General features: G+C 72.9%; 8 protein-coding genes and 1 tRNA gene. 7 read left to right on the top strand and 2 right to left on the bottom strand.

Features of this window, described 5'->3' with window-relative positions; all coding sequences use genetic code 11:
- A partial coding sequence (locus BMW99_RS29510; protein ID WP_407640333.1) for an electron transfer flavoprotein subunit beta/FixA family protein occupies nucleotides 1-430 on the bottom strand: 430 nt, incomplete at its 3' end.
- 265 nt (nucleotides 431-695) lie between these two features.
- Between BMW99_RS29510 and BMW99_RS29505 the strand changes: the two genes are divergently transcribed.
- The 4 genes from BMW99_RS29505 to BMW99_RS29490 all read left to right on the top strand — a co-directional run bounded on the left by BMW99_RS29505 (nucleotide 696) and on the right by BMW99_RS29490 (nucleotide 3,635).
- A complete protein-coding gene (locus BMW99_RS29505; RefSeq protein ID WP_069462715.1) occupies nucleotides 696-1,130 on the top strand; it encodes a PhlB family protein in 435 nt (144 codons plus the stop codon).
- Between the two features lie 95 nt (nucleotides 1,131-1,225).
- Nucleotides 1,226-1,729, top strand: coding sequence for a VOC family protein (locus BMW99_RS29500; protein WP_069462714.1), 504 nt, complete (start codon nucleotides 1,226-1,228; stop codon nucleotides 1,727-1,729).
- A 112-nt stretch (nucleotides 1,730-1,841) separates the two neighbouring features.
- Entirely contained in the window at nucleotides 1,842-2,843 is a 1,002-nt protein-coding gene (locus tag BMW99_RS29495) for a GlxA family transcriptional regulator (protein ID WP_069462713.1), read from the top strand.
- A 153-nt stretch (nucleotides 2,844-2,996) separates the two neighbouring features.
- On the top strand, nucleotides 2,997-3,635 hold the full coding sequence (locus BMW99_RS29490) for an HD domain-containing protein (protein WP_075017882.1): 639 nt from the start codon (nucleotides 2,997-2,999) through the stop codon (nucleotides 3,633-3,635).
- A 129-nt stretch (nucleotides 3,636-3,764) separates the two neighbouring features.
- Here the strand turns inward: BMW99_RS29490 and BMW99_RS29485 are convergent.
- Nucleotides 3,765-3,849, bottom strand: a tRNA-Leu gene (locus BMW99_RS29485).
- 157 nt (nucleotides 3,850-4,006) lie between these two features.
- On the opposite strand from BMW99_RS29485, the gene BMW99_RS29480 reads away from it, so the two are divergent.
- From BMW99_RS29480 to BMW99_RS42955, 3 genes are all read left to right on the top strand, one after another.
- Complete coding sequence (locus BMW99_RS29480; RefSeq protein WP_075017881.1) at nucleotides 4,007-5,329, top strand: M20/M25/M40 family metallo-hydrolase; 1,323 nt, start codon at nucleotides 4,007-4,009, stop codon at nucleotides 5,327-5,329.
- A gap of 228 nt (nucleotides 5,330-5,557) precedes the next feature.
- Nucleotides 5,558-5,791 carry a chaplin gene (locus BMW99_RS29475; protein WP_069467599.1) on the top strand — a complete coding sequence of 78 codons (234 nt, stop codon included), beginning with the start codon at nucleotides 5,558-5,560 and terminating at the stop codon, nucleotides 5,789-5,791.
- Between the two features lie 136 nt (nucleotides 5,792-5,927).
- A complete protein-coding gene (locus BMW99_RS42955; protein WP_075017880.1) occupies nucleotides 5,928-6,650 on the top strand; it encodes a chaplin in 723 nt (240 codons plus the stop codon).

The raw sequence follows: 6,650 nt of genomic DNA, 5'->3' as shown, positions 1-6,650 counted from the left end.
TCACCTGCGGCACCCCCAACCGCTCCGCCAGCAACGCCGGCACCACACCCGCCGTGCCATCCGTCGACGCCATCCCCATCACCACCAGATCGAACCCCACCCGCTCGACCACCCTCGCCAACACCAGCGACGTCCCCATCACATCCGTGCCATGCAGACCCTCGTCCTCCACATGCACACCACGATCCGCACCCATCGACAACGCCTTACGCACCGCGTCCCGCGCATCCTCCGGACCCACCGTCACCACCGTGACCTCCGCATCACCGGACGCCTCCGCGATCTGCAACGCCTGCTCCACCGCATACTCGTCCAACTCCGACAGCAGCCCGTCCACCGCATCACGATCCGTCGTCAGATCCCCAGCGAAATGCCGATCACCCGTCGCATCGGGCACATACTTCACAGCCACAACGATCCTCAAGCTCACGCCAGCACTCCCTTGTCCGAGCCTCGGTCCGGTCCGCACGGTGCTCGCTGCGGCACCGGATGGACGCGATGGTACTGAGTACCCTACCCGACGGTACTCAGTGTCATTCGTGGGGCGTCGTTGTGGCGTTCGCCACGCGCGGGAGGGCGGCGGGTCCGGTGATCGCGGGCCCAAGATGAAGGCACTGAGTGCCTTGTTCTCCGACACTGAGTGCCTTATGGCCTCGGGTGTCACGTGTGTGCGGACGCCTGACGGGAGAGGGAACATGCCCCAGTTGCTGCAAGAGCCGGTGCACGTCGCGGAGAACGCCGCGGGAACTGCCACGGGCGACGCCCGGGAGAACACGGTCGGGCCGGGTGCGCCCGGTTCGACTGGCGACGAGGCGCTGCGCTACCGGCGCTGCGCCTGGTGCCGCTCGGCGACCGAGTACACGCGGACGCTGTGCCGCGTGTGCGGATCGACCGAGCTGCACGAGGAACGCAGCGAGGGCAGCGGTGCGATCAGCTGGACGACCAAGCTGGAGCGCACGCAGGAGCTCGTCCACCGGATCCGGCAGACCTGCGTCGTGGTGCTGGACGAGGGGTTCACCGTGCCGGCGACGGTGGAGGCCCAGGGCATGGAGGCGCTGCCGACCGGCACCCGGGTGCGGCTGGCCGGGCGCGAGCCGGGGGAGAAGGCCGCCCTGTTCGTTCCCGCCTGACCCTGCCGACCTGGTGCCTCCGGGGAGCAGCCGCCCTCCGTTCCCGCTACCGTGAGGACGAGGCGGGGGACCCGGCAGACGACCCGAGGAGAGCCATGCCGCCCGAGGCAGAGCCACCGGCTGCGCAAGGGCCGCCACAGACGACCGCGTCGCAGGACGGAGCGTGCACGGCGGACGCCCGGCCGACCGGTCCGCGCCTCGCCGTGGTCGTGGTCTTCGTCCGCGATCTGGAGGAGTCCGCCTCCTTCTACTGCGGGCTCCTGCAGCTGTCGGTCGTCACGCGGGAGAGCACCGCGCTGGTGCTGGCCGGCGCCGCCGGCCGGGGGGCGCTGGTGCTGCGGGCCATCGGCCCGCGCGGCGAGCACGCGCTCGGCGCCGTCGGCGTCCAGTACTCCTGCTGGTTCGCCCCCGACCTGGCGGACCTGCGCCGCTGCGAGCAGTACCTCGACGAGCGGTCCGCCCTGGTCGAGACGACGAACGTGGACGACCGCACCGTGGTGGAGGGCCGGGACCCCGACGGCCTGCCCGTCATGATCATGCACTCCCCGGACGGCGTCGACCTGTCCGGCGACATCATGCGCCGCGTCTACGCCTGGTAGCAGGTCGCGCTCCCGCGAGTCCGCCCCTCCGCGCACCCCCATGACCGTGCCCTCGGGGCCGGCCGGCGGCTGTGGGACCGTGGAGCGAGGCGACCCGACGAAGGCGGCGACGATGACCGGGGCACGGCGCGTGGTGTTCGTGGTGTTCGACGGCATGAAGATGCTGGACCTGGCGGGGCCCGCGGAGGTGTTCGCGGAGGCGAACCTGTTCGGCGCGGCCTACTCGCCGGCGCACGTGTCCCCGTCGGGCAGGCCGGTCGCCACCTCGACCGGCCTGCGGCTGGCGGTCGACGGGACCGCGCGGGACGTGCCGGACGCCGACACCGTCGTGGTGACCGGCGGGGACGCGCTGGTCACCCGGCCCATCGACCCCGAACTCGTCGCCGCCGTGCGGACCCTGGCGCCGCGCACCCGCCGGCTGGTGTCGATCTGCACCGGCTCGTTCGTACTGGCGGCCGCGGGCGTGCTCGCCGGGCGCCGGGCCACCACCCACTGGCGCCACGCGCCGCTGCTGGCCCGCTCGTACCCGGACATCCGGGTCGCGCCCGACGCCCTCTACGTCGAGGACGGCGGCATCCACACCTCGGCGGGTGTCTCGGCGGGGATCGACCTGGCCCTGGCGCTGGTCGAGCAGGACCACGGGGCGGATCTCGCCCGCTCGGTCGCGCGCAGCCTCGTGATGTTCATGCAGCGGCCCGGCGGGCAGTCGCAGTTCTCCGCACCCCTCGAGGTGCGGCCGCCGCGGACCGCGGCCCTGCGCGCCGTCGTCGACCTCGTCTCGGCCCGGCCCTCGCTCGACCACGGCGCGTCCACGCTCGCCGCCCGGGCCGGCGTCAGCCCGCGCCACCTGGCCCGGCTCTTCGCGGCCGAACTCGGCACCACCCCGGCCCGGTACGTCGAGCAGGTGCGGCTGGACCACGCGAAGGCGCTTCTCGACGCCGGGCACGGCGTGGCCGAGACGGCACGCGAGGCCGGCTTCGGCAGCGCCGAGACCCTGCGGCGCACGTTCGTGTCCCGGCTCGGCGTCTCGCCCAGCCAGTACCGCGACCGGTTCGGCAGCACCCGCCCGCGCCCGCGCGAGGACCCCGGGGCGGCGGGGGAGCCCACGGGCTGACGCTCCCCCGGCGGAAACGGCCGGCCCGTGCGACGGGCTGACGCCCGCCCGATGTCCGGATCTGTGGGACGGCCGTCGCCGTGCGCGGTGGGGCAGGAGGCCGTACGTGCCGAGACTGGAGTCAGTCCCGCTCGACACGACCAGGAGGGCACCATGCCGGACGTCATCGCAGGCATCACCGTTCCCGACACCGCACTCGTCCGCGAGGCCACCTCGCTCGTCCGGGCGGCGGCGGACGACACCTTGTACCACCACTCCCGCCGGGTGTTCCTGTGGGGAGCGCTCAAGGCCGCCGCCCGCGGGCTCGACGTCGACCTCGAACTCGCCTACGTCGGCGGGCTGTTCCACGACCTCGGGCTGACCCCCGGGTACCGCACCAAGGACCGGCGGTTCGAACTCGACGGCGCCGCGGCCGCCCATGCGTTCCTGCTCGACCACGGCCGCTCCGCGCGGGACGCACGGAACGTCTGGCTCGCCATCGCGCTGCACACCACGCCCGAGGTCCCGCTCCACCTCGAACCGGAGGTCGCCGTCGTGACCCTGGGCGTGGAGACGGACGTCCTCGGGCTCGACCTCGGTGAGATCACCGAGGCGCAGGTCGCCGAGGTGGTGGCGGCCCACCCGCGGCCCGACTTCAAGAACCGCATCCTGCGGGCCTTCCACCAGGGCATGGCCGACCGGCCCGACACCACGTTCGGCACCATGAACGACGACGTGCTGGCGCACTTCGACCCCGGCTTCCGCAGGACCGACTTCGTCGAGATCATCCGGAACAGCGCCTGGCCGGAGTGAGTTCGGAGTGAGTCCAGGGGTGCGACCGGCAGGGGAGCGGCACGGTCGCGCACCGGCGGCAGCCGCAACGCGGGCCGCCCGACGCGGGGCGAACGCCCGCCCGATGGGCACGGTGATGATGAAGAAGTGTGTCCGAGGGGGGACTTGAACCCCCACGCCCGATAAAGGGCACTAGCACCTCAAGCTAGCGCGTCTGCCATTCCGCCACCCGGACCGGGTGTGTCACCACGGCTGCGGGGCCATGGCGACGAGGTAAACCATAGCAAAGATCCCGGCCCGTCGATCACGGTCAGTCGTGGGTGGGCCTTGGGCCTGGGGTGGCGTCGGGGGAGGATGGGGGGATCGAGCAGCGGCACGGAGGAGGAGTCAGGGTGAGCGAGTCGACGAGCGCGGCCGTCAGCGGCGAGGACGAGGTCGTGGGGCTGTGCAGCGAGCTGATCCGGATCGACACCAGCAACTACGGCGACCACTCGGGGCCCGGTGAGCGGGCCGCCGCCGAGTACGTGGCCGAGAAGCTCGCCGAGGTCGGGCTGGAGCCGCAGATCTTCGAGTCGCACCAGGGCCGGGCCTCCACCGTCGCCCGGATCGAGGGCGAGGACCGGTCCCGGCCCGCGCTGCTCATCCACGGGCACCTCGACGTGGTGCCGGCCAACGCCGACGACTGGACCCGGCACCCGTTCTCCGGCGAGGTCGCCGACGACTGCGTGTGGGGCCGCGGCGCCGTCGACATGAAAGACATGGACGCCATGACGCTGGCCGTCGTGCGCGACCGGCTGCGCAGCGGCCGCAAGCCCCCGCGCGACGTCGTGCTCGCCTTCCTCGCCGACGAGGAGGCCGGCGGCACCTACGGCGCCAAGTACCTCGTCGACCGGCACCCCGGGCTGTTCGAGGGCGTCACCGAGGCGATCGGCGAGGTCGGCGGCTTCTCCTTCACCGTGAACGAGAACCTGCGGCTGTACCTGATCGAGACCGCGGAGAAGGGCATGCACTGGATGCGGCTCACCGTGGACGGCACCGCGGGCCACGGCTCGATGACCAACAGGGACAACGCGATCACCGAGCTGTGCGAGGCCGTCGGCCGCCTCGGCCGGCACGAGTTCCCGGTGCGGGTCACCAAGTCCGTCCGCGGCTTCCTGGACGAGCTCTCGGACGCGTTCGGCGTCGAGCTGGACCCCGAGGACATGGAGGCCACCCTCGCCAAGCTCGGCGGCATCGCCCGCATGATCGGCACCACCCTGCGCAACACCGCCGCCCCCACCATGCTCGGCGCCGGCTACAAGGTGAACGTCATCCCCGGCCAGGCCACCGCGCACGTCGACGGCCGCTTCCTGCCGGGCCACGAGGAGGAGTTCCTGGCCGACCTCGACCGGATCCTCGGCCCGCGGGTCAAGCGGGAGACGCTGCACTCCGACAAGGCCCTGGAGACCGACTTCGACGGCGCCTTGGTCGACGCCATGCAGGCCGCGCTCAAGGCCGAGGACCCGATCGCCCGCGCCGTGCCGTACATGCTCTCCGGCGGCACCGACGCCAAGTCCTTCGACGACCTGGGCATCCGCTGCTTCGGCTTCGCGCCGCTGCAGCTGCCGCCCGAGCTGGACTTCGCCGGCATGTTCCACGGCGTGGACGAGCGGGTGCCGGTCGACGGACTGCGGTTCGGCGTGCGGGTGCTCGACCGGTTCCTCGACCACTGCTGACCGTCCGCCCACCGCTGACCGTCTCCGCCGCGGGGCGGCACCCCTGCCGCCCCGCCCGCCCCCGCCGTCCGCCGCGCCCCGGCATTCGGCCGTATGTACCCCTGCCGGCCCGCCGCTTCGCCGGTACGGGTGAATGATCCACGGGCCTCGTAGCCCTGTTTCCTCCTCGTCGTTACGACGGGTGTGGTCCGCGGCTGGGACCACATGTGTCCCATGAGGAGGAAGAAAATGTTCAAGAAGGTCGCCGCTGTCGCGGCTGCCACGGGTGGACTCGTGCTCGCCGGTGCTGGACTGGCTGTCGCCGACTCCGGCGCGCAGGGTGCCGCCGTCCAGTCCCCGGGCGTGCTGTCCGGCAACCTGGTCGAGATCCCGGTGCACGTGCCGGTCAACGTGTGCGGCGACACGATCGACGTGATCGGCCTGCTGGACCCGGCGTTCGGCAGCACCTGCGTGGACCAGTAGTTCCCCCGCCGGCCGCAGATCGGCCGGATCGGGACGGCCCCGGGCGCTGAGCCGCGCCCTGGGGCCTCTCGCCTTTTTCCGGGGACTGGCACAGGTGTGACGGATGCTCCGGGTGATTCGAAAGCAGGATGAGGACATGCGACAGGTCGCAACGAAGGGCCTGCTCACCGTGGTCGCCGCCGGGGGGGCGCTGGCGGCCACCGGCGGCCTCGCGTACGCGGACGCGGGGGCGGCGGGAACGGCCGCCGGCTCGCCGGGCGTCGCCTCGGGCAACTCCGTACAGGTCCCGGTGCACGTGCCGGTGAACCTGTGCGGCAACACGATCGACGTCGTCGGCGCGCTCGACCCCGCCTTCGGCAACCACTGCGCCAACACCTCCGCGGGCGGCCACGGTCCGGGCGGGCACGGCGGAGGATCGAGCGCGACGGGTCACACGGGCGGCTCGCCCGGCGTCGGCTCCGGCAACTCCGCCCAGGTGCCCGTCGACGTGCCGGTGAGCGTGTGCGGCAACTCCGTCGACGTGGCGGCGCTGCTCAACCCCGCGTTCGGCAACGTCTGCGGCAACGATGAAGGCACTCCGGGCACCCCCGGTACCCCCGGCACGCCCACCACCCCGGGCACGCCCAGCACGCCGGTCACCCCGAGCTCGCCCGGCACCCCCCAGACGCCGGGCACCCCGGGAACCCCGCAGCCGGGCACCACCGGCACGACCTCGACGAACACCGTCGCCGAGACGGGGACCCGCACGTCCGTCCTCGCCGACACCGGAGCGAGCGGCATGGGCCTCACGGCGGCCCTGGCCGGCGCCCTGCTGCTCGGCGGCGCGGTGCTCTACCGCCGGGGCCGCAGCCACGGCTGA

Source organism: Actinacidiphila rubida (assembly GCF_900110255.1).
Classification (GTDB): Bacteria; Actinomycetota; Actinomycetes; order Streptomycetales; family Streptomycetaceae; genus Actinacidiphila; species Actinacidiphila rubida.
Note: the sequence above shows the minus strand (reverse complement) of the source record. Positions and strands in the feature narration are given on the sequence as shown.